This window comes from Bacillota bacterium, assembly GCA_033549065.1.
GTDB lineage: Bacteria > Bacillota > Dethiobacteria > DTU022 > DTU022 > JAWSUE01.
On the sequence record JAWSUE010000011.1, the window covers coordinates 12,744 to 33,372 of the forward strand.

The window sequence follows — 20,629 nt, forward strand, 5'->3', positions numbered from 1 at the left end:
TTTTATAGATAATGTTGAAGCCTCTATTCTATAATGATAATATTTATGCGAGCCGGTGGCATTATGCTCTCATTTTTTAAACCATGATTTATGTCGCCGCTTCAAAAATTGATGTCCATTAAACAACTACTTTTGACTGTCAAGAAAAGACTTGTATTCTTCCTCTGCTTTTTCTTTCGCATATCCGTATTTTGTTTGTAGCACCCCGACCAGTTTTTCCTTCTGCCCTGAAATTACCATCAGGTCATCATCAGTTAGCTTCCCCCATTTTTTCTTGGCTTCGCCTTTCAGTTCACTCCACTTTCCTTTCAAGATATCTTCGTTCACGACCTTACCTCCTTAAATGTTTACTTAAGTAGTAGAATACGTTCTAATCATTGACAGGAAAAATGCCTACAGACTGTATCACATTGACCCACATTAGGTTTGCTATGTAGCGTTTCCAATACAAGTGCCAAATGCGCTTTAACCATCACCCGTTCACGATCAGACCCGATTGTTCGCTCGGCTAATTCATCAATTGCTTCCACATGTTCGCAAATTGCGTTCAGGTGGTGCTGCCTTACATCTAAGCTGGCGAGAGTTTGAAATGATTCGATCATCCGCAACATAATAGTGAAATCGCCATTGGCATGGTTTCGAATTTGATCAAATGATTCACCCAACAAACTTTTAAAACCCGGCACTTTGGCAATCAAACGCAGTTCACCTTCTTCGTAGCGGTAAAGTGATGGAATTTGCCTGGAAATCAGCTGCGCTGTGATCACAGTGAGGTAGTCCAAACAAATCACGGCTGTTGTTGTTTCAACGACACCGGGGGAGAGTGCTTTTAATGCAATATCCACAATTTGCCTGATGCCAAAAGCCGCATCCTTTTTTATTGTCCGGTAGTCATCAATAAAGAAAGTTTCCTGTATGGCGTCAATTGTTTCTTGATCCGGTGGATCATCCAGGGCAAGAGAGGCCAGTGCGGTATTCCGGACAACAAAGTTACCAACACCGTAATTCATCCGCACGATGGTATCCTTTTCTCGTGCTAAGCTTAGCAGCGCTTTAATGTTTACATCCTGGATATAACCGTTTTTCTTAGATGGAACAGCCTGCCAGATCCACTCGTCGAAAGCGTTTTGCATCAGGTCGTTATTATCTTCATCCGGCCCTTCACCAAGTTGCTATGGAAACAGATGATTTATGGCTTCCTTGGTTTCCCGGGCAGCCGAAGCGATGATTGTAGAGGCCTGGACTGAAATAGCAACATGGTGGATAAAAATGACTAGGGCGAAAACACCTCCAAGCGCCATGATAAAACCGAAGAACACTGACAGGCTTGGGACAAAATAACTTTCTTCCCCTCCATGGATGACACTCAAAACAATTAGGCAATAGGTAAATATGCCGGCGAAAATTCCGAGCACGATCTGGGTAACATTATTGCGAATGAAATTCTGCAGGATACGCGAGGTATATTGGCTCGAAGCCAGAGCCAGCACTACTAAAATCATCGAGTACATAACGCCCAAAACGGTTATCATTGAGCCGGCAATTGTAGACATCATCGCCCGTGCACCTTCAGCCCCAAATCCAAACAGGCGTGGCCACTGGGCTATCCAGCGGTCAGATTCAGCAAAGTGATCTGTTGTAATCAACGCAAGAGCCAAAGCAATGCTGCTCAAGACTATTAACAGAGGTTTAAACCAAAAACTATCATCAAGATAATACCAGAGTTGTCTGAACCGGTTCATGACATATATTCCTTCCCCGGCTGCCAACCCACAGCAAATCCACCGGTTCGTATAGACATTATCATTACAGAGATTGCGAAATACCCATGATTCCGATGATGATAAGATAGATACCGATGATATAGTTAAGGATCTTGGGGAAAATCATGACGATAATCCCAAATATAACAGTGATTATTCCGATTAGTAAACCGCCTTCTGGCAACATAGGAGCAAACCTCCTTATCTAGACAGTTATTTTCTCTGAAGTAAACTGTCTAATTCAGATGAAATCAAATTTTATCTTGTGATTTATATTATCAACAGGGATGCGCATAATTCTATAAGCAAAACCCCCATCTTATAGTTAATTCATACAATATCTGCGCTTTTCATTGGGCGAGCCAAAATCTACATCATCACGTCGCTGTGTAAAGATCAATAATAGTGTGAATTTTGCTAATAGAATTCTTAGCACTTTTTATAATAGTTTCTAACCAAGATAGGAAAGGGAGATGATCAAATGAGTACTACCACGATTATAATTATTGTGATTGTCCTGTTAGTATTGTTTGGTGGGTTTGGTTATAGCCGATATCGGAGATAATACTGGATTTTTTGACAATGGGGTCATCATTCGCAAGTAGCTAATGATGACCCCATAATTACTTCAGAAAAAGTGAAGCTTTCATACCAAGAAAACTGCACAAAATTTAAGTTATTGAAGAGTGGGAGCGTGATTTATGTGAGTGACGATGATTATAAAACAGTTGATAAAACAGAGCAACATACGCAAACTCGGAAAAACCCCAGCCTGGTAAGTGCGGTATTTATCAAATATTTCTTTATTGCTGCCATAACGATAATAATTCTTTACTTCCTCGCTTCCTATATATTGCCAATGTTTGGCCAGGGTGGAGGGACTCAATCGGAAACCAACACAGACAGCGGGAGCGTAAATGTTGAGATCGATAGTTCAGGTGATGGCGAATAGATTCAGAAAAGCATGGGCTGATTTCTGCCCTTGCGCGCAGTAATAATCATATAACTCGCAGAACTTTGCCGTAAAAGATATTTGCACAAATTTGAACCAAATAGGCGTTTGCGCACCGGGCAGCTTTATGCTCGACCCGGTATTAGCTAATGCAAGAAATCCTGTAGACAACAGGAAGATCCATGGCGACTGGGACATGGCCAATCTGATCCGGGATTTATATGTTACGTTTTTTCAATCGCTAATGAAAAAACCTGGATAGAGGTTTTTTTTCATGAAACAAAACAGGAATATACTCACAATCATTCAACTAAACGACAGCCATGCTTATTTTGATCTGCACCAGGAGATGTTCTGGCAATGTGGTCAGGTAGTATAGTTTTAAGGAGATCGGCGGGTTGCGGATTGGTATTGTGGGTATTGCCTCCAACATTATAGACAAAACCATGCCGCCTTCCTTCAGCGAAGGTCTGAAGTTCACCCTTGGGCGAAAAGAACTCCCTTCCATCCATTATCAATGATCTTCGCACCAAGGAGAAGGTAGACCTGATCGTTCTCGTCTCGCATCTTGGATTTTCTCAGGATATGAAGCTTTTATCGGAAGTGCAGGGTATAGATGTCTGCCTGAGCGGGCACACCCATAATCGGCTGTTTAATCCGGTTCTCCAAGAAAAAACAGTGGTCATACAGTCAGGCTGCCACGGTTGGGAGATATCACTTTATTAACAGCAATAATTACATAAGCTACTACAAAGACGGGGGCGGGTAAAATTACCCGCCCCCGCCCGTCAAGTCTGGTTAATTATAGTCCTGATTTATTGATTCCTTCTTCTCACCAAACATATGCAGCCCTCTTTCTTCATCAGTCCCTGGAATAATGTTATCAAGAATTAAACCTAAGATTGCAGTTACAGCCATACCCGTCGATCCGATGGATACAACGATATTGGACAGCCACTGCGGTTCGAAAGAGACGCCGGCAGTCTGGAAGTAGTATGGAAGGCTGAGTCCCATGAAGAGAATAAATCCCATGATCATCTGGTTTCGCATCGAACTAAGGTCCGACTTGGCCGAGTTGCTGATTCCAATTGAGGCGATCAGGCCAAACAATGCACAGTAAAGACCGCCAACTATTGGAAGCGGAATGGTAGCCACCAGACCGCCGAACTTGCCGATGATCCCCATGAGAATCAGTATAACAACACCGACATTTACAACATAGCGGCTGGCAACTTTTGTCAATCCAACCAGTCCAATATTTTCGGTATAGCTGGTACTGGCCAATCCGCCAAATAGAGCGCCGACAAAGCAGCCTAAGCCTTCCATTCCGATACCGCGGCTGATCTGCTTATCGGTAAGCGGAGGCCCTTCTGCAGCTGCATTTATCGCATGGTAATCACCATAGGATTCGATCATTGAGGCCAGGTAGCCGGCAAGTACGATCAGCACAAAACCGAATTCAAATTTCGGCATACCCCAGGGTAAAATCCAGCCTCCCGGACCCCAGGGAAGGCGGATCCAAGGTGCATTTCTCACTGCGTCAAAACTTACCTCGCCCATAATCAGTGCCAAAAGATAAGCAGCAATAATCGCTAAAAGAATTGGGAAGAGAGCGAAAAACGGCTTCTTCGGACCGAGGATTAGCGAAAAGACAAAAGCCGCAACTATCACTGTAATGGCCAACCACCAGTTGCCACCAGCCATTGGGGCACCGGCCTGGTAGAGAGCCAAACCGATCATAGCAATTACCGGACCGATTACTACCGGGCTGACAAATCTTTGCAATTTCCCGATCAGACCGGTAAAACCGACAACCATTTCAACGATTGCGCCAAGTAAAATAGCTCCGGCAATATATTGCAATGAAACCTCTGTTCCAGCGGCGACTGTCAGGCCTATAATTGCAAAAAACGGTCCTAAAAATGAGAACGAGACACCCTGAATAATCGGCAGACGAGTACCGTAGTTAACCTGGAAAAATGTTGCTATACCTGATGCAAGCATTACAGAAGCTACAAGGACAGCAATCTGCTCTGGTGATGCACCGAGAGCCGGCGCAATAATCAGAGGTACAGAAACTGTGGCGCCAAACATGGTCAACACGTGTTGAATACCTAAACCTATTGATTTTGTAAAGGGCTTTGGTACTTCGTCCAGTGTGTAGACCATTTTTCTACCTTCGCTCATTCATATAATCCTCCTTTAAAATAATTATGCTTATAAATCCAGCCTACCTTCTCCTCATCACCTCCTTTAAATAAACAAAATTAAAAACTCGCTATAGATAATTCTGACTAAGCAGTAGCGCTTTTTGAAATAATATATTTTTTATTTAATTAAATAAATTCAATGTCTTTTTTAAAATTCCTTTAGTGGAATTAAATAATTTTATCCCTGGATCTTTGTTCTATATCTCTAACTTTTTTACCGAACTTAAGATCCGGATAAAATATATAATGCCCAGCGCAAGGTCAAATCCGGTTGTAGAACCCACGGCAAGCAGATTATTTAAATATATTTCTGATACACTGCCATCTGCAAGCGAAATAATATATTTAATAGCAACCTCCGGCGATTTACCACTTCGGCCAAGTTCAATCATATGCCGGCCGAATTCATTTGTTTTAAGATTGATATTAGATATAAAATTCTCCGGTATATCTTTCATGCTGAAATCTTTTATAAAATAGTGAGCACAGATAAATGCACTGTGAATCAGATCGTCACCTGTAGGAGTTAAACCCCTGCCTAAACCTGAAAGATTTCGGATGTATTCAACGCTGCCAGTCCAATTTCCTTCAATAATATTTAAAATTACCAACCGAAAATTATCAGCAATTATTCTTCTGAAATAAATCTCCCCTCCGGGATAATCCAGAAGTACCGCCGCCGGACTCGGTATTTCAATCCGCTTCAGCATTTCTGCATATAAATTTGAAGAACGTAAAAGAGTTCTAAGAGGCGTATTTTTATAAACCGGCGCGAAAGAAACCGGGTTTCCTTCACGCCAGTTAAGTTGAAGTATGTTATTTCCACCGGTAATGAAAAGCTGTCGTTCCTTTAAATAAATCCTTTCACTTAATTTTATTATGCGCAGAAACCGCGCAAAATCCTGATTTTTAAGGCCTATTGCAGACGGTCCCCTGCCGGTTTCCATATCGGTAACCACTAACATAATTGGCCATTCTTCGACCTTAAAGTTAATTGCATGTTTAAAGTAAGAGTGCAGCTCCAATACGTAATTTCTGTTAACGTAACAAAGATCAATATCAAACCATTCTGAGTTTAGTTCAATAAATTCATCTAAATTTAAATTATTCATCGGATAGCGATACCTTTCTCTGTAAGAAACGCTGCCTGTCAGCCTTAAATAATTCCTCTCTCCTTTAAACCGGTTATTTCACCTTCCGAATAACCCATACCTGCGAGGATCTCTCTGGTATGCTGACCCAATGTGGGCGGAGCAAGGTATACTTCGCCCGGTGTCAGGGATAGCTTCGTCGGCACACCGGTTAGTTTTATCATTCCTGCTGTCGGATGTTCTTTTTCAATTACCATCTCACGAACTTCAACATGTGGATCGGTCAAAACCTGATCGATCGTACGAATTCTACCACAGGGAACGCCGGCTTGTTCCATTATATTTACCCATTCTTCTGTTGTTTTCTGCCGGGTAATCTCTTCCAGAATCTCTTTTAATTCAGCTGGATGCTGGTTGCGTCCTTTCATATCAGAAAATCGGGGATCACCATTCAGATCCGTACGGTTGAGAACTTTAACAAAGCTTTCCCATAATCTCTGGTTACCCACGGCAAAAATTACATATCCGTCTTTTGTTTCGAAATTCTCATAAGGTGTAATCATTGGATGGCGGTTGCCAACTCTTTGTGGAGCCTGCCCGGTAGCTAAAAAATTGCCTGCCTGATAGGTTAATATTGCAATAATCGAATCCATCAGCGATACATCAATAAACTGGCCTTTTCCTGTTTTCCGGTGGACCAGGAGGGACAGAAGTATGCCTTCGACTGCATGGAAACCTCCGAGGATGTCAGCAATAGCCACTCCAACGCGCTGCGGTGGTCCGTCAGGAAAACCGGTAATGCTCATCAAACCGGCCTCACCCTGGATCATGACATCAAAACTCGGCTTTTCCCGGTAAGGACTGTTATGTCCGTAACCGGTAATCGAACAGTATATAATATCTTCTTTTAACTTCTTCACATCTTCATATGTAAAGCCCATCTCTTCAGTTACGCCGATCCGAAAGTTTTCAACCAGGATATCAGCATCCCTGATAAGATTTAAAAGGATATCGCGGGCTTCCTTCTCCCGCAGATTCAGAGTGATACTTTTTTTATTGCGGTTGAACGAGAGGTAATAAGCTGATTCGCCATCAAGAAATGGAGGTCCCAGGGCTCTTGAATCATCACCCTTACCCGGAGTTTCAACTTTGATCACGTCAGCACCCATATCACCGAGTTTCATGGTGCAGTAAGGTCCGGCAATAAAGCGGCTTAAATCTACAACTTTAATTCCTTCCAGCGGTTTCTGCATTTCTGCTATACCTCCTTTACTGAGCAGAACCATTCGACAGATTCTTCATAAATCCCTCCTCTGGTCCAGGCAAATGCCGACAATCTCGCTCACACTGATTTTCTGCGACTTTGAAAAACCGGTATCTAAAAACAGCGTGCGTAAAGCAAAATCACAACGCCGCACCAGACCGGTATACGTTAAACATCCCTCTTCGGTCACTATGGTGATCCTGAGAGATCGTCTGCTGTGAAGTGCTTCTTCAAATATCTGCTGCTGCTCTGCCAGGGCCTGTTCGTCGACAGCAGGCTGTCGGCATCTTTCCGTCCTTTCTTCTGTTCGGCGATGCTGCAGAAGGTTATCGCGATGCTCAGGCAGCATCATTTTGCTGCAGGCAAACTGCTGGCTCATCTTTTTGCTCATGAATCGTGACCCCCGATCTTTCCGGCGCGTTGGAAAAGTTGTGCGCCGGGATTCAGTGACGCAGCCCGAAAAATACTCGTTTTGCCAAATCTTTCGCGCACCATATCGATCGCCATGGTCAGCTTTTCTTCCCGTGTATAATCGGTATAAAACGGCAGCTGCAGCTGACGGTCAGTGGTCAGGCCGGTAAGGCTTATCCCCACTGCCCGCAGCGGTTTACAATCCCAGTGCCGGCGGAACAGTTGAAGTACTGTCGGAAAAACCTCCAAAGCCCGGTCTGCCGGTTCCGGCAATTTTTTTTGACGGGAAAATCCGGTGGGATAATCAAAATCGGCCCCCTTGCAGTAGAGATGGACAGTCGAGCCGATTTTACCCTGCCGGCGTGTTCTGGAACAGACTTCCTCGGTCATTTCCAGGAGGACCAGTTCGATTTCACCTTGCCGGCGATAATCCCTGGGCAGGGTAGCCATATGTCCCACCCCTTTTTGCTCCCGGTCCAGATCGGGATCGACAGTCGAATAATCGATACCGTGTGCATTCAACCAGAGGACCTCGCCGTTGATACCCCACCGGCGTCGCATCATGTTGCGGGGCAATCCGGCCAGCTGGGCAATTGTGCGCACCCCAATCCGCTGAAAATTATTTTCCATACGGTGTCCGACGCCGAAAAGAGAACCGATCGGCAGTGGTCCGGTATGATACATGTAATTATTACTGTTCAGGGCAAAAAATGCGCCGGACTGTTTCTTGGCAAAACAGTCACAGGCCATTTTCGCCTGAAGAGGGTTTTCACCCATTCCGATCCGGCAGCGAATACCTGTCTCGCTCCAGATCCTGTCAATAATGCTGCGAGCCGCTTCTTCAGGCGAACCTAAAAGTTTTTCCGAACCGCTCAGATCAAGAAACTGTTCATCGATGGAATAGGGCAAAACCCGGTCGGTGTACTGTCCGAAAATTTTGGTTATCTGCATTGAATAATCTATATAGGACTGCATGCGGGGGTGGGCAAAAATTACCCAGGGACACATCCGTTTTGCTTCCCATGCCGGTTGCCCCGTTTTAATACCGAAAGCTTTCGCCTCGCGGCTGGCCGCCAGGATAATTCCGTGCCGCAGTGCCGGATCACCACAAACTGCAACCGGTTTACCCCGCAGCGCGGGATTACGTGCCGCTTCAACACTGGCATAAAAGGATTCCATGTCTGCCAGAAAAATAATCTTTTTCTTGAACAATTTTTTCACCGGCCCAAACAAATGTTCGCCTGATACTCATTATACCCCGTTATCTCTTAAATTGGAAGACCGGCTTTGCGTTTTCGAAAAAAAGTGAGGCATACTTGTTAATGCCCCACCAAAGGTTATGTTAAAAATCTATCCTGAAAACCCACTAAAAAAGCTTGTCAAACTCGTTAACAGTGATTGCCGGTGTTGTTGAAAAATTTATGCCCAGCATGTTGCCCATTTCAACTGATGTTTTAATCACGCTCGAAATTTTGGGGAAATTAACGACAAATAGTAAATCGTTATCGCCAAGCGTTGCGTAAGCAGCTTTGATTGCACCACCGTTTTCCTGAATTAAATCCATAGCTTTCTCTGTTCTTTCAGCACTGATCTTGTTCAGTGAATCGCCACTGTATTTGCCAAACATCAGATAAAGACTCATGGGAACAGCCTCCTTAATATTTTTAATATTTTCTTTTATTATACAACTTAGTTTTCCCCATGACAATGATGGGTAAAATCAGGAGACTGGTTGATTATCACTGGAGTCCACAAGCTGCCTGGCCTGGTAAACCAGGCCTTCCACAAGTTCATCGCGACTTGTATTATCCTTACCGTCATAGTAAATTGTTGTCACCGGTATACCGGTATCCTTTTGCAGTAAACGCTGCTGAGCCTCGACTATAGAACCGGGCATACAGGTAAAGGGCGCAACGAATATTGCCCCTGCAACCCTTTCCTTTCCGGCCAGGGCGGCAACCCTTCCCAATGTCATTGGTGGCTCGCCTCCATAGTGAGATGAAACATAACGGGACGCTTTACGCATAATCTGTAGCGCAGTGGGCTCGTTTAAATTCCCGATCAAATATCCGGCAGCACTCTCGAGAGCCGCTTCATTATTCTGAGCAATGTTAAGCAGCAGACGGTAGAGAACTGACCTGGCATAGGTGGAAATTTTATGATTCCGTTGAAAAGACTCGGCAGCTTCAAGAGAATCGATGAGAATTGTATAGGTGAAAAGCTCGGTCATGGGCGCGAGCAGAACTTCTCCCCCTGATTGCTCGATCTTTTCAATTACCTTCTGGTTGCAGCGTTGATCAAACCGGACGTAAAATTCACCGCCAAGCAGGATTTTTGGCTTATCTCTCTTTCTTCTTACCACTTTATTAAATTCTGATGCGGCGTCTGCCAATAATTTTTCAAAGTCTCTTCGATGAATCCTGTTTTTGATTGATGTGCGCGATGAATTTGATTTCACCAGGTATGCTTCCACGCGATCGGCATAACGGCTAAATATCTCTTCTGCCTGCCCGCTTTTTTTCTCGTAGGGGCGAATGCTGTAGAGTAATCTGTATAGAATATCTATCGTAACCAGGGCATTATAGAGAGTAATTACGAAACCGAAACCAAAACGCTTATATATATCGGAAAATTTAACGGCGCAAACACGGGCTTCTCCATAGCCCGATCTGTTCAGTACCAAAGCCTGTGTCGGAGCATAAAGACCATATCGACATGGACCGCAGGCCCAACCCTGGAAGAATACTTCTCCATTTTCTGGTTTATCGCCGTTTTTCTTTAAATAAGAAAAAAAGTCCTGCAGGTTTTGGATAAAAGGCAGGCACTCTTCACCATTAACCGATCGTTGAGCAAGCGATATATCACCGTAGTCGCCGGCAGGCAGAACTTCAGCATCCAGGCCGTATCTTCTGAAAAGAGCAGCAAAGACCTCTGAATGCCTTGTCGGCCCTGGAATCAAAATCTTTTTCCAGCCCTTTTCGGAAATCTTAGTGGTCCTGGATGATATGACCCGCTTCTGCTCGATCTCCTCTTTCCCCTGACTTGTGTTTTTGAAAGCTTCCAGCCTGGTAATCATACCGGCTGCAGCAGTATGTTCATCAAGAGTCAACCGCAGGTAGTTGGTCAGATCGCTGAGATAATGGCGCAGCATGGCATTTGGCCCGCATTTAAATGGATCAACAAAGATCAGGTATATTTTGGGCAAGCCGGTAATCAATCTTCTTTCATTCAGAAAATTAACCAGTAAGACGGTCGATAATATTTTTTGCAGTTGCGCAGGGTAGATATTTTCTATCTTTGATACCTCTTCTTGCATAAATTTTTTAAATTCCTCTCGCAACAGGTCAAATTGAGGTGACCATGTTTCTCCTCTTATCCATGACTGCAGAAAGTAAAAAATATGTTCATAGGGAATTGCGTTTATTCCGCTTTGGCGGGCATAGGTCAAGAATTGCTTCGAAATAAACCGGTCATATAAAGTATAGCTTCTGCTTAAAACGAGGGCATTCACATCCTTTTTACGGTTTATCAGATCATGCAGAATATTTTTACCCTCATCTGCTATTTTTTTACGAAAACTATTCAGGGCTTCAAAGCCTTCCCGTACTGCTTCCCCGTGAATATTCTCGTTGAAAGAATCGCCAAGTATTTTCTCGGTTAAATTCTTCATCTGTTCTTTGATACATTCATTACCTGAACGGAAATTTAAACGGGCATATAAAGCTTTTTCCGGCAATATGCTGAGTGAATTCATAATAGTACCCCTTAGCGTTTGCAGGAGAGGACAAACGAAGGATCTGGGCCACTCTAACGCCCACTCTGGGGGCTCCATGTCGACGACTTCCGGTATAAATATATAGTCAGGTTTTTTATCGGATAGCTCCCTGTAATGACCGACAATAACCTTCATGGGGTAGCACATTTCGGAATCAAGTGCCGATTTTCCCTGATGAAGTATTTTCTCCGACGAATGTTCTGAACTTATTATTTTACAGCCCACCCGGTTGAAAAAGGCCGCCCAGAAAGGATAGTATTCGTAATAAAGTCCGCAGCGGGCAATTCCTACAGTCGGCCCACTATTATTATCGAGAGGAGCCACAGATTCCATCATTTCCAACCGTCTCTTTTCATACTCGGGAAAATCATTCATGCTTGTTTTTTTGTTTATTCCCGAATAGCGTCCGCAGCGATCACCATAAATAAATTTCGAATCGTCACAAAAATTTATTACATTCAGGACACAGTTATGCTCATCTTTACAATCGGCCTTACATTCCATTTTCTCATTAGAAAAATGCCTTGTCTCAGATAAACCCCGAAAATTATTTACACCCTTAATACCTGCTGAGTCTAATTTTCTGGCCATCAGGGCGCTACCTAATGCACCGGTCAATTCCGGTTCAGCAGGGATGATTACTTTCTTTTCCAGTATTGCTGCCAGAGCACTGGCCAAAGCATGGTTTTTTGCTGTGGCGCCTGTAAAAATAATTTTCCCTTTCAATGGTCTTCGATCTACAGTTTTACTTAGATAATTGCGGGCTGATGAGTAAGCCAGGCTGGCCAGCTGTTCGTTAAGAGGCAGACCCCGGGCTGAAGCTGAGGCCAGGATTGATTGTGATATAAGGGTACATATATCTCCAAGATCAACGCCGTATTCCGCTTTAAAGGCATTATCGGAAAATTCGTTTTTAATGTTGATTCCTAAAAGCTCTGCCAGATTTTCCAAAAAAGTACCCGTCCCGGCTGCACATACCGGGTTCATGCTGTAATCAGAAAGTATACCATTTTCCAGCTGAATAAACTTTGAATCCTCTCCGCCGATCTCAATTATGGAAAGGGTATCTTCATCTGAGAAATGTGATTTAACTCCTTCAGCCTGACAGGTTATTTCATCAACTGCGTATTCGGCATTTAATATTTTTTGTGAAAGAAATCTTCCGGATCCGGTTGTACAGACGATGATCTGACTATCTTTAATCAGATTTCCATATTTTTCTTCAAGCAGCCTGATCAATTTCAGTACCTGCAAAGCAGGCCGCCCGGATGTGGGGAGATAGACTCCACCAATATCTCTTCCAGCATAGTCAATAAGCATACCTTTTGTTGATACAGAACCACAGTCAACACCAAGATACACTTTTGATAAATCATATTGGCGGATGTTAACCTTATGGTTTAGGTAGATAGCAAGAGCAGGATTCAAAGGGGATAGGGGGATTTCCGGATTGAAGGCATCATTACCCGGAATTCTGCTCAACAGTTTGGTAGCTGAAATCAGATTACCGTTTAATGATGCACCAATTGCATTGATATAGACATGTTCGTCGGGAAGCACTAACTTTAGCCCTGAACTTTTGGTGAATTTCTTTAAATATTTAATGACAGCCTGATTGTCGGCAACTCCACCGACAGCAACCAGGCTGCCCGGACCTTTTATCCTGTTCCGGGCAACACTGGTCAGGGCATTTTCAACCAACGCCTGTGCCATTCCGGCAGATACGGCTCCCAGGGTTGCTCCTTCATTGATCGAATGAGTCATATCTGACTTGGCAAAAACCGCACAGCGACCGGAAATAGGGACGGCTATATCTGATTGAACAGCTAATTCAGCAAGCTCCCGGTCGTTATAACCCATTCTCGTTGCCTGTTGATACCAGAAAGATCCACTACCCGCTGCACATTGGCCATTGCGGTTGAAATAAGTAAGTTTTCCCGAGCGGTCAATTTCCAGGTAGTAAATATTTTCATGGCCCAATGACAGCACATAATCAGGATCAAGATCAAGATATTCGATCCCGGCCTTAAGAGCTTCAATTTCGACAATTCGTTTCAGGCCTAAACTTCCAGCTACAAGTTTTGCATAATACCCTGTTAAACCGACCTGAATATCTGATCTCAGAGTCTCATTTACAAGTTTCCTGATGCAGTTAAAAGCAGATTCCACCGGTTTTCCGGCAGTTAACACCACAGCTTTTTCTATCTTTCCATCGTTAATAAGGACTCCCTTGACTGCGAAAACACCGACATCGAGGCCAAGGAATGTCCGGATATTCCGTTCTTTACCCTCAGCCATAACCGAAACCTCTTTTTAAAGAACCTCTGATTTACAGCTTAGATTTATTTACATTATCAGTGCCATGATTGCTTTTTGAACATGCAAACGATTCTCCGCCTGATCAAATACTATTGACTGTGGGCCTTCGATAACCTCATCTGTGATCTCTTCACCCCGGTGTGCAGGTAGACAGTGCATTACCAGAACATCTTCTCTGGCATGTTCCGTCAGTTTACTATTAACCTGGTAACGGGAAAAGCTCTTTAACCTCTGCTCATATTCTTCTTCCATGCCCATACTGGTCCATACGTCGGTATAGATAATATCGGCATCTTTAACAGCCTCTGCGGGGTCTTCATTTACAGATATTGAAGCTCCTGATTTTACAGCGTCGGCCTTTGACAGCCTGGTAACTTCCGGGTCCGGTTCAAATCCAGATGGTGAGCATATCACGACATGCATGCCCATCTTCGCACCACCATACATAAGTGAATGGGCCATATTATTTCCGTCACCGATATAAGCCAGTTTTAAACCTTCCAGATTCTGCTTTTTCTCCTTGATCGAAAATAGATCAGCTAAAACCTGGCACGGATGGAGAAGATCGGTCAGGCCGTTAATAACCGGTATCGAGCTGTATTCTGCCAGGTCGACAACATCCTGGTGACTGTAAGTCCTGATCATGATACCATCGAGATAACGGCTCAAATTTCTTGCTGTATCGGCAATTGTTTCACCACGGTTCAATTGAAGATCATTGGCGCTTAAAAAAAGTGCGTACCCGCCGAGCTGCCACATCCCAACCTCAAATGATACCCTTGTTCTTGTCGACGATTTTTGAAAGATCATACCCAACGATTTACCTTTAAGCGGATGATATATTTCGCCCAGCTTATTCTTCATTTTCAATATATGAGCCGTATCCAGTATCTGATCTACCTCTTCCCTGCTTAAATCATGAATCGAAATTACATCCTTACCTTTCATGCTAACAGCCATTTAATTTTCCTCCTTCGGTTTAAACTCTCTCAACGGTGCAGGCAATACCCTGGCCGCCACCGATGCACAAAGTAGCCAGACCCTTTTTTGAATCTCGTTTTTGCATTTCGTGAACCAGGGTTACAAATATTCTTGCTCCGCTTGCCCCAATGGGATGACCAAGCGCAATAGCACCGCCGTTGACATTTACGATATCAGGGTTAAAATCAAGTTCTTTCATCACACTCAGTGCCTGAACTGCAAAAGCCTCGTTCGCCTCTATTAGATCAAGATCACTTACATCCCAACCTGAACGTTCAAGCACTTTAAGGGTTGCTGGAATTGGTCCGGTTCCCATTACAGCCGGGTCAACTCCGGCCGAAGCGCTGCTCTTGATTACACCCATTTGTATAACACCGAGTTCATCGGCTTTCTCACGGCTCATTATCAATACTGCCGCCGCACTGTCATTTATGCCTGAAGCATTTCCGGCAGTTACAGTTCCATCCTTCTTGAATGCCGGCCGCAATTTTGAAAGCGCTTCCAGCGTAGTCGCGCGTGGATGTTCATCGACTTCAAATATTACTGGATCGCCCTTTCTCTGGGGAATCGGAACGGCAACGATTTCGTCCCTGAAGCGGCCGGAAGCGATTGCAGCCTGGGCCTTATTCTGACTATCCAGGGCGAATTTATCCTGTTCTTCACGGGTTATTCCGTATTTTTCAGCAATGTTTTCAGCTGTCATGCCCATGTGATAATCACCAAAGGCACACCAGAGTCCGTCTCGGATCATCACATCGATAAAATTTCCATCACCCATACGCATGCCCCATCTTGCATTTGGCGCAGCATAAGGCGCTGCACTCATATTTTCCGTTCCACCTGCAATTACAATCTCTACATCGCCGGCAGCAATGGCCGAAGCTGCCATCGTTATGCTTTTCAGTCCTGACCCGCATACCTTATTAATAGTGGTGCAGGGAACAGTAACCGGTAATCCGGCTTTTATAGCTGATTGGCGAGCTACATTCTGGCCCAACCCAGCCTGTAGAACACAGCCAAAGATAACCTCATCGATTAATTCCGGTTTTATTGCTGTCTTTTCCAGGAGCGCCTGCATAACTGTCTTGCCCAGATCTACGGCGCTGACAGCAGTTAGTGAGCCACCAAATGTACCGACAGCCGTTCGCACAGCGCCTACTATAACTGCTTCACGCATCCGGTAATACCTCCCGTTATTTTAATATTATTCTTATTCTCCCCGGCCGATTATATATCGCAGGGGGTCTACAACATTGCGTAAAATGTTTAACTCATCCTTACTCGGTGGTTCACTTATACCGAGATCGTCAGCCCAGAGCAACTCGAAACCGGTATTATTAATAATATCTTCCTTTGTTACTCCGGGGTGAATGCTTTCTACTTTCATCCTTTTCGATTCTTCATCAAAACCAATCACACAGAGATTGGTAATCACCTTGTAAGGCCCACTTCCGGGAGGCAACCCGGCAGTTTCACGTGCCCCCGGACCGGTTAAATAACCGGGAGTTGTAATAAAATCAATTTTTTCGGTAAACCGACGCTGATCCTGGGGGGTAATCATCATCGTCTTCCAGCAAAGCGAACCGAGATCATTCGCTCCGCCGCTTCCGGGGAAACGAACTTTAGGTTTCTGGTGATCTGTTCCGATCATTGTTGAGTTAATGTTGCCGTATTGATCAATCTGTGCCCCGCCTAAGAATGTATAATCAACCAGACCTCGCTGGCAGGTTTCCATAATTTCAGGCATACTACTCGCTGCAAGAGCCCGGTAAAACGTCCGGGAATCTCCAACAGAAATTGGCATCGAGGGAAGCAGCGGACCGATCCCGCCAGCCTCAAACATGATCATCAACCTGGGTGAGTATATTTTTTGAGCAAGCATAGCCGCCGCACATGGCGCACCTGTTCCGACAACAACTATACTGTCGTCTTCAAGGTAGCGGGATGCAAGGCAGATCATTAATTCCATATCATTATATTTCATAATTTAACCTCCCCTTAGCGATAGATTTGTTTTACTTCTCAACCAGGTTCTCCTGACAACGCAGTTCCTGGAGGCGGGCCAATCCGCCAATCGTATCGAGATAATCGTTAAAATCTTTCACACCATAAATATGCTTATCCAGGAATGCCGCCAGAGTTTCCGGATCATTTTCCGCTTTCATCCATTCCCGAAGATGATCCTCATCACTGAAATATTCATAGGCCATAGTTCCCGGGTAACCGCCAAAGGGTACTTCAATTACCGCATCGACAAGATAATATGGTATTACTGTTTTAGTCGGTTCCCGGCGGATTATTTCGTTTGGTATCAATCGTTCAGTTGTTATGATCAGTTTTTTTGCTGCCCGGGCCAGATCATAGTCAGCCACCATGATACCTTCAATCTGGCAGTTACCATATACATCTGCCCGGTGAACGTGGATTATCCCTACGTCCGGATAAAGTGCAGGAACTGCCAAATATTTAGAACCGGTAAAGGGGCATTCGATTTCCATAGCCGCACTGTATTTCTCCGTGTCGGTTCCAAGCATGCAGCGAACCGGCAGAAAGGAAATACCCATCGCAGCTGCTTTATAGCGCCAGGTAAGAGCAGCATTTGTCCATTCAGTAAGCTTTATTGTTCCACTCTCTACTGCTTTCCTGGCTACTTTTGATAAACCACGTGCCTCAAGCCCAACAATATAGGCAATATCACAGCGGTCAATGCATTTACCTGCGGTCAGGATTTGAAAGTCATGCGTGGCAGTATGACCGGCCAAGCCAATGTTTTTCTTCTTCTGGCGCAGCATTTCATGCAAAACTGCTGTCGGTGTACGGTTCGCGCCAAACCCGCCTATACCGATGTAATCACCATCATTAATCAGTTCTGATACGGCCTTTTCCACCGTGGTTGTCTTTTCCACCATTTTCCGTGGTTTTTCGTCACGAAAGAAAAACCGAGCCTTGTCAGCATCAGGATCAGTAAAAATCTCTCCAACACCGGCGGGTCTGTAAGTTACTTTTCTCTCTTTGACTAATTTATTATATTCTTCCAAGCATTCCACCTCCAGTTATATTTCAGAATGGCAAGGCTCCATAAGCTATTTTATCTTCTTTGTTCTATTCTCCAGCTAAATATTTTTCCCTTCAAATAAGGTATAAAATGTTAATCACCTTTGATTATACATAGTGTATAAAAAACAGGGTTAAGTACTTCAACCCTGCTTCATAAATGTTACAATACTCTTATTAATTTAGTCTAATTTCTCCATTTCCCTTTCTTTTAAAGCTCTTCTCAATACTTTACCAACACCTGATTTTGGAAGAGAATCGATAAATTCAACTTCTTTCGGAATTTTATATCCTGCCAGCGATTCCCGACAGTACTCTTCCAACTCCCGTGATGTCATCACTTCTCCTTCATGCAGGACTACAAATGATTTAACGGTTTCTCCCCGGTATTGATCTGGAATTCCGATAGTGCAGGCTTCCGCTATCTTCGGATGTGAAAAAAGAATATCATCAATTTCATTGGGGTAAATATTAAATCCTCCAGCGATGATAATATCTTTTTTACGATCAACAACCGATAGGTAACCTTCCTCATCCAGGAAACCGATGTCACCGGTAAACAACCAACCATCCTTCAAAACTTCAGCAGTTTCATCAGGCTTCTTATAATAACCTTTCATTACCTGAGGCCCTTTGATTATAATTTCACCTTTTTCACCTGCTGCCAGTTCCTTCATTCCGGTTTCGATGTCAACAATTTTTATGTCTGTATTCGGAACGGGAATTCCTTCCGTGCCTGGTTTAACTTTTCCACCCCAGGGGCTGACAGTTGCTGTAACTGTGCATTCTGTTAATCCATATATACTGATCAGATCAGATCCGTTGATCTGTTTCAAACTATTGAAAGTATCTATTGGAAGTGGTGCACCACCTGAAAAATAACCTTTAATAAATGATAAATCCATACTTCTGAATTCCTTATTGTTGAACAATCCATTGAATATTGTCGGCACCCCGGGCAGATAATTTGGCTTGAATTTCTTTACGGCACTCAAAACATTTTCAGGATCCGGCCTTGGAACGGTTATGGCTTCCAATCCCATCCATACAGGTAAGTTCTGCATCAAAGAAAATCCGGCAGTATGAAAGTATGGTAAATCAGCCAGCATCTTCTCCCCTGTTTCTATACCCGGAAGCCATGCTGCAAATTGCTGAACGTTAACGGAAAGATTTGCATGTGTCTGCATAACTCCTTTGCTTAATCCCGTAGTTCCTCCTGTATATAAAAGGGCAGCCACTTCATCCCATGCAGATTTATCCTCTACAGGTTTTGAAGGATATTTGTTTACAAGGTCTGTAAACTGAAATATATTATCACCTGGTACAATCTTGCGGTACATATCCTTTTTAACCAACGGGTAGATCTGTTTCAGGGGGAAAGGCAGGTAATCATTTATATGACAGGTTATAATCTTTTCCAGGTACGTCTCTTTCTGCAAATTTTGCATCCTCGGCAGTAATAAATCAAGAGCAACAGCAATTTTAGACTCTGAATCATTGAGCTGGTGTTTTAACTCTCTTTCTGTGTATAGTGGATTGTTCATCACACTCACCGCACCCAGGCGAAACACTGCGTAGTTTGCTATAACAGTCTGAGGCAGATTGGGTAAAAGCAGCGCAACTTTATCTCCTTCAGTTACACCCAGATCAGTGAGTGCCCTGGCAAATCTGTTTACCAGATGATCCAGTTCGCGATAGGATATCTTCTTACCCATCCAATTCAATGCAGTCTGTTCCGGATACTTTTCAGCAGTCCGGCTGAGTACCCGGGGCATGGTAATTCTTTCAAATTCAATTTCCTCCGGAACTCCCGGAGCATATACCTTTAACCAGGGCCGGGACATTTCAAACGCCTCCCTAAAATTATTTGTTTTCTGATTCACTTTATACTCCTCTCTCTCACCTCTTCCCAGGCTGACCAGTAATAAAAACTGCTGCAAAATGAACGGTTAAAATGCTTTGTCCGATTATGCAGCAGCAATTACTGAATAAAATTTAGGTTACTGATCTATTTACTATTTTCCTTTAAATTCAGGTTTACGCTTTTCCAGGAAAGCTATTACTCCTTCCCTATGGTCTTCTGTCTGAAAACAGAAGCTCTGAGCATATATTTCCAGTTCCATTACAGCTTCCAGGCTGAGGTTACTGCTTGCATTGAGTATCTCCTTAGCCTGGGCCAGCGCTACAGACGGACCATCAGCCAGTTTTTGAGCCAGCACTATAGTTTCATCCAGTAGTTTTTCTTCCGGATATATTCTGTTAACGATCCCGATCCGTACTGCTTCTGCAGCATCGATATTTTCTCCGGTAAAAACCAGTTCTTTTGCTTTTTGCAAGCCCACCAGCCGGGGAAGAAAATAGAGTGCTCCACAGTCGGGAATGGCCCCTACTTTAATAAACGCCATGCCAAACCTTGAAGATTCAGATGCAATGATTAAATCACACATCAAAGCCAGGGAAAAACCGGCTCCCACGGCATAGCCGTTTACAGCAGCCAGTACAGGCTTTTTGATTCTTGACAGTTCAAGAATCTGACGATAGCCGTCTTTCAACCACTGTCTGCCTTCCAACAGCTCAAACCCCTGCATCAGTTTACCAAGGTCGCCACCGGAAGAGAATACCTTTCCCGTCCCGGTGATTACAACGGCTCCGATTTGGTCATCGTCAGCCGCGATCCGGACAGCGTCCACCAGGTCTTTAGCCAGTGCTTCTTCCAATGCATTCATTATTTCCGGACGGTTAAGACGGATTAATAAAACACGACCGTTTTTTTCGCATAGGATATTCTCATAATCTTTCACGCTGTCCA

19 protein-coding genes and 1 pseudogene are annotated in these 20,629 nt (G+C 44.0%); 3 read left to right on the plus strand and 17 right to left on the minus strand.

The window, feature by feature from the left end; genetic code table 11:
- Positions 1–126 precede the first annotated feature (126 nt).
- The 3 genes and pseudogenes from SCJ97_08650 to SCJ97_08660 all read right to left on the minus strand — a co-directional run bounded on the left by SCJ97_08650 (position 127) and on the right by SCJ97_08660 (position 1,950).
- Complete coding sequence (locus SCJ97_08650) at positions 127–327, minus strand: CsbD family protein (GenBank protein ID MDW7740108.1); 201 nt, start codon at positions 325–327, stop codon at positions 127–129.
- A gap of 47 nt (positions 328–374) precedes the next feature.
- A pseudogene (locus tag SCJ97_08655) lies at positions 375–1,742 on the minus strand (DUF2254 family protein).
- A 64-nt stretch (positions 1,743–1,806) separates the two neighbouring features.
- Complete coding sequence (locus SCJ97_08660) at positions 1,807–1,950, minus strand: DUF3096 domain-containing protein (protein MDW7740109.1); 144 nt, start codon at positions 1,948–1,950, stop codon at positions 1,807–1,809.
- Between the two features lie 516 nt (positions 1,951–2,466).
- On the opposite strand from SCJ97_08660, the gene SCJ97_08665 reads away from it, so the two are divergent.
- Positions 2,467–2,715, plus strand: coding sequence for a hypothetical protein (locus tag SCJ97_08665; GenBank protein ID MDW7740110.1), 249 nt, complete (start codon positions 2,467–2,469; stop codon positions 2,713–2,715).
- Positions 2,716–2,806: 91 nt separating this feature from the next.
- Entirely contained in the window at positions 2,807–2,977 is a 171-nt protein-coding gene (locus SCJ97_08670) for a hypothetical protein (protein MDW7740111.1), read from the plus strand.
- Positions 2,978–3,025: 48 nt separating this feature from the next.
- Here the strand turns inward: SCJ97_08670 and SCJ97_08675 are convergent, their stop codons facing one another.
- Positions 3,026–3,157 (minus strand): hypothetical protein, encoded by a 132-nt coding sequence (locus tag SCJ97_08675; protein ID MDW7740112.1) that lies wholly within the window; start codon positions 3,155–3,157, stop codon positions 3,026–3,028.
- 41 nt (positions 3,158–3,198) lie between these two features.
- On the opposite strand from SCJ97_08675, the gene SCJ97_08680 reads away from it, so the two are divergent.
- Complete coding sequence (locus SCJ97_08680; protein MDW7740113.1) at positions 3,199–3,441, plus strand: hypothetical protein; 243 nt, start codon at positions 3,199–3,201, stop codon at positions 3,439–3,441.
- Between the two features lie 72 nt (positions 3,442–3,513).
- Here SCJ97_08680 and SCJ97_08685 read toward each other — a convergent pair whose 3' ends face one another.
- The 13 genes from SCJ97_08685 to SCJ97_08745 all read right to left on the minus strand — a co-directional run bounded on the left by SCJ97_08685 (position 3,514) and on the right by SCJ97_08745 (position 20,621).
- Entirely contained in the window at positions 3,514–4,902 is a 1,389-nt protein-coding gene (locus SCJ97_08685) for a solute carrier family 23 protein (protein MDW7740114.1), read from the minus strand.
- Between the two features lie 220 nt (positions 4,903–5,122).
- A complete protein-coding gene (locus SCJ97_08690; protein MDW7740115.1) occupies positions 5,123–6,037 on the minus strand; it encodes a DUF2877 domain-containing protein in 915 nt (304 codons plus the stop codon).
- Between the two features lie 44 nt (positions 6,038–6,081).
- Positions 6,082–7,269, minus strand: coding sequence for a CoA transferase (locus SCJ97_08695; protein MDW7740116.1), 1,188 nt, complete (start codon positions 7,267–7,269; stop codon positions 6,082–6,084).
- Between the two features lie 45 nt (positions 7,270–7,314).
- A complete protein-coding gene (locus tag SCJ97_08700) occupies positions 7,315–7,671 on the minus strand; it encodes a YolD-like family protein (GenBank protein MDW7740117.1) in 357 nt (118 codons plus the stop codon).
- Positions 7,668–8,903, minus strand: coding sequence for a DNA polymerase IV (locus SCJ97_08705; GenBank protein ID MDW7740118.1), 1,236 nt, complete (start codon positions 8,901–8,903; stop codon positions 7,668–7,670). The genes SCJ97_08700 and SCJ97_08705 overlap by 4 nt, the downstream gene beginning before the upstream one ends.
- 154 nt (positions 8,904–9,057) lie before the next feature.
- Entirely contained in the window at positions 9,058–9,333 is a 276-nt protein-coding gene (locus SCJ97_08710; GenBank protein MDW7740119.1) for a GYD domain-containing protein, read from the minus strand.
- A 78-nt stretch (positions 9,334–9,411) separates the two neighbouring features.
- Positions 9,412–13,764 carry an acyl-CoA dehydratase activase gene (locus SCJ97_08715; GenBank protein MDW7740120.1) on the minus strand — a complete coding sequence of 1,451 codons (4,353 nt, stop codon included), beginning with the start codon at positions 13,762–13,764 and terminating at the stop codon, positions 9,412–9,414.
- A 48-nt stretch (positions 13,765–13,812) separates the two neighbouring features.
- Positions 13,813–14,745 (minus strand): ornithine carbamoyltransferase, encoded by a 933-nt coding sequence (gene argF, locus SCJ97_08720; protein ID MDW7740121.1) that lies wholly within the window; start codon positions 14,743–14,745, stop codon positions 13,813–13,815.
- Between the two features lie 19 nt (positions 14,746–14,764).
- Positions 14,765–15,943, minus strand: coding sequence for an acetyl-CoA C-acetyltransferase (locus SCJ97_08725; GenBank protein MDW7740122.1), 1,179 nt, complete (start codon positions 15,941–15,943; stop codon positions 14,765–14,767).
- A 33-nt stretch (positions 15,944–15,976) separates the two neighbouring features.
- On the minus strand, positions 15,977–16,750 hold the full coding sequence (locus tag SCJ97_08730; GenBank protein MDW7740123.1) for a CoA-transferase: 774 nt from the start codon (positions 16,748–16,750) through the stop codon (positions 15,977–15,979).
- Positions 16,751–16,781: 31 nt separating this feature from the next.
- Positions 16,782–17,804 carry a CoA-transferase gene (locus SCJ97_08735; GenBank protein MDW7740124.1) on the minus strand — a complete coding sequence of 341 codons (1,023 nt, stop codon included), beginning with the start codon at positions 17,802–17,804 and terminating at the stop codon, positions 16,782–16,784.
- Between the two features lie 198 nt (positions 17,805–18,002).
- Positions 18,003–19,664, minus strand: coding sequence for a long-chain fatty acid--CoA ligase (locus tag SCJ97_08740; GenBank protein MDW7740125.1), 1,662 nt, complete (start codon positions 19,662–19,664; stop codon positions 18,003–18,005).
- 171 nt (positions 19,665–19,835) lie between these two features.
- Complete coding sequence (locus SCJ97_08745) at positions 19,836–20,621, minus strand: enoyl-CoA hydratase (protein ID MDW7740126.1); 786 nt, start codon at positions 20,619–20,621, stop codon at positions 19,836–19,838.
- Positions 20,622–20,629 lie beyond the last annotated feature (8 nt).

Excerpts from the sequence above, each read along its gene's own strand:
- SCJ97_08740 (MDW7740125.1), bottom strand. The coding sequence starts at position 19,664 with ATGTCCCGGCCCTGGTTAAAGGTATATGCTCCGGGAGTTCCGGAGGAA.
- argF (MDW7740121.1), bottom strand. The coding sequence starts at position 14,745 with ATGGCTGTTAGCATGAAAGGTAAGGATGTAATTTCGATTCATGATTTA.
- SCJ97_08690 (MDW7740115.1), bottom strand. The coding sequence starts at position 6,037 with ATGAATAATTTAAATTTAGATGAATTTATTGAACTAAACTCAGAATGG.
- SCJ97_08710 (MDW7740119.1), bottom strand. The coding sequence starts at position 9,333 with ATGAGTCTTTATCTGATGTTTGGCAAATACAGTGGCGATTCACTGAAC.
- SCJ97_08715 (MDW7740120.1), bottom strand. The coding sequence starts at position 13,764 with ATGGCTGAGGGTAAAGAACGGAATATCCGGACATTCCTTGGCCTCGAT.
- SCJ97_08725 (MDW7740122.1), bottom strand. The coding sequence starts at position 15,943 with ATGCGTGAAGCAGTTATAGTAGGCGCTGTGCGAACGGCTGTCGGTACA.
- SCJ97_08700 (MDW7740117.1), bottom strand. The coding sequence starts at position 7,671 with ATGAGCAAAAAGATGAGCCAGCAGTTTGCCTGCAGCAAAATGATGCTG.
- SCJ97_08660 (MDW7740109.1), bottom strand. The coding sequence starts at position 1,950 with ATGTTGCCAGAAGGCGGTTTACTAATCGGAATAATCACTGTTATATTT.
- SCJ97_08730 (MDW7740123.1), bottom strand. The coding sequence starts at position 16,750 with ATGAAATATAATGATATGGAATTAATGATCTGCCTTGCATCCCGCTAC.
- SCJ97_08695 (MDW7740116.1), bottom strand. The coding sequence starts at position 7,269 with ATGCAGAAACCGCTGGAAGGAATTAAAGTTGTAGATTTAAGCCGCTTT.
- SCJ97_08685 (MDW7740114.1), bottom strand. The coding sequence starts at position 4,902 with ATGAGCGAAGGTAGAAAAATGGTCTACACACTGGACGAAGTACCAAAG.